Origin of the sequence: Oceanospirillum maris DSM 6286, assembly GCF_000422865.1 — a bacterium.
Lineage (GTDB): Bacteria > Pseudomonadota > Gammaproteobacteria > Pseudomonadales > Halomonadaceae > Oceanospirillum > Oceanospirillum maris.
Map to the genome: position 1 here is coordinate 1 of NZ_KE383940.1, position 1,935 is coordinate 1,935.

Genomic DNA, 1,935 nt, shown 5'->3' on the forward strand with positions numbered 1-1,935 from the left:
CCAAATCACGACGGGCTAAAGCCCGACCTACACGCTGTATTTTCTCAATATACCAAGACGTTTTTATCATATCCTTATTATGCTATTTTTTATAATTTAGACATAAAGTGTGAATAAGATCATGCTTCTCTGTTTTGTTCTATTTTTTTGTGTAAAAAAATGTGGATAGTCATTAAGCTGGTGGCTTGCTTTTACCGTATTCCCTAGAGGTTTGATTTATGTCTTTTATGCAGACGTGTGCGCTGGCGCGAGGTTTACTGCCTGTTCGTGGCTTCTTGCTGGTGGCTATATTGGTTATGTGCGGTTTAGGTGCTGGCCTTGCCAAGGCTGCTGAACCTATATCCCGTCTGTTGTCTGAGGGGCAAAAATCATTGGCTGCGGGGAAGCCGGGTGATGCATTGGATCTTTTGTTACCGGCAGAGGTTGATTATGCGGGAAGGCCTGATTATGACTATCTGTTAGGTATTGCTGCGGTGCGTGCGGGGAATCCTTCTATTGGTTTGTTGGTGTTGGATCGTTTGCTTTTTGTTCAACCCAATCATGCGGGTGGACGCTTAGAAAGAGCTATTGCGTTGCTGCAGTTGGGGCAGGTTGAGGTGGCGGATAAAGAGTTTGCGGCTTTGGAGGCGATGAATCCTCCAGAGCAGGCGGCAGGTATTATTAAACAGTATCGCGATAAAATTGCGTTAAGCAAACGTCAAAAGAGTGAGCCGTCGCACACTTTTATATTGGGTAGTGGTTTAGGATACGACAGTAATGTGAACGGTGCTCCGGCGGATTATGTGCTGGATATTTTTGGTGGGCTTTTTCAAACCCGTATTGAGGAGCAAGGTAGTGGCTTTCTTGATGTAAGGGCGCAGTATGTGGGGAATTACCCGTTAGATGAGAAGAACAGTATTCAATTGACGGCGGCATCTCAGAATCGTTTTTATAGTCAATCAGACGTACAGGGTTATAACTTATCGGTTTTGCAAGGCAGTGGTAATTGGCGCTATAGCCCTACATCGGATCTTACGGTGAATACGGGGGTGGATGTGGCTCGGGTGTTTACGGATAAGCCTTTAGGGGCGTTGCTTGATCAGTTTGGGGTTCGTAGTGGTATTGAGCGTCTTGTCTTTAAGGAGAGTCGGTTATCTCTGTCTGGTGTGGGTCGGCTGTCTCGTTATGTGAGTCGTTCAAATAGTGATTTTAATACCTTGGGTGCGGAGCTATCGCTGATGACGCCTTTGGATACGAGTTGGCTGTTGCGCTTTAGCTCTAATCTTGAGCGTGAATTTGCAGATAGTGGTCGAGATGGTGGTGATGCTTGGCGTATCCGTCTGCGGGCTGGAAGCGAGTATCGTTTGAGTGATAAGCAGCAGTTACGGCTCAATGTGACCTATCAGCGGTTAGATTACGAGTCGGATGGTTTTGCGTTTTATAATCAGTTGGCGGAGGCATCGCGGGCTGATAATAGCCTACAAGTGGGGGCTGCTTTTGTTTGGTTGCCTAGCCGCAATTGGTTGGTGAACACTGAGGCTCGCTATAAAGAGCAGTCATCGACTATTGATTTTTTCGAATTAGACCAGTTAACCGCTAGTGTTAATGTGTCTTATTTGTGGCGATAAGCGCCGGAGACGAATAATGAATACGCTGTTTTATCAAGGATCGAATCAGCCCTGTTCTGTAAGGGCATGGGGGCGTTTGGGCTCTACTTTCCGTGAATATGCGGCGTATTTTTTGGCTATGTTTTTGTTGTTGGCTAGTGCTTCTGTTTTAGCGGCTGATAAGGGAGTGGCTGTTAAAGAGGCTGTAGGCAAGTTGATGTTTACCCACGGGCAGGTTTCGCTTGAGCGTAGCGTTGGTGATATTGAGGATAATGGCAGCAGCGAACAACTTTCAGCCACTCGAGGTGACTCTGTTTTTGAAGGTGATCGTATTATTACGGCGGCGGCC

2 protein-coding genes are annotated in these 1,935 nt (G+C 46.6%); both read left to right on the forward strand.

The features are described from left to right. Positions 1-218: 218 nt before the first annotated feature. Positions 219-1,607: a DUF2860 family protein gene (locus tag G517_RS0116980; RefSeq protein WP_028305387.1), complete on the forward strand. Its 1,389-nt coding sequence runs from the start codon at positions 219-221 to the stop codon at positions 1,605-1,607. A 16-nt stretch (positions 1,608-1,623) separates the two neighbouring features. After that, on the forward strand, positions 1,624-1,935 hold a 312-nt coding region (locus G517_RS20820), incomplete at its 3' end, for a FecR family protein (RefSeq protein ID WP_036592047.1).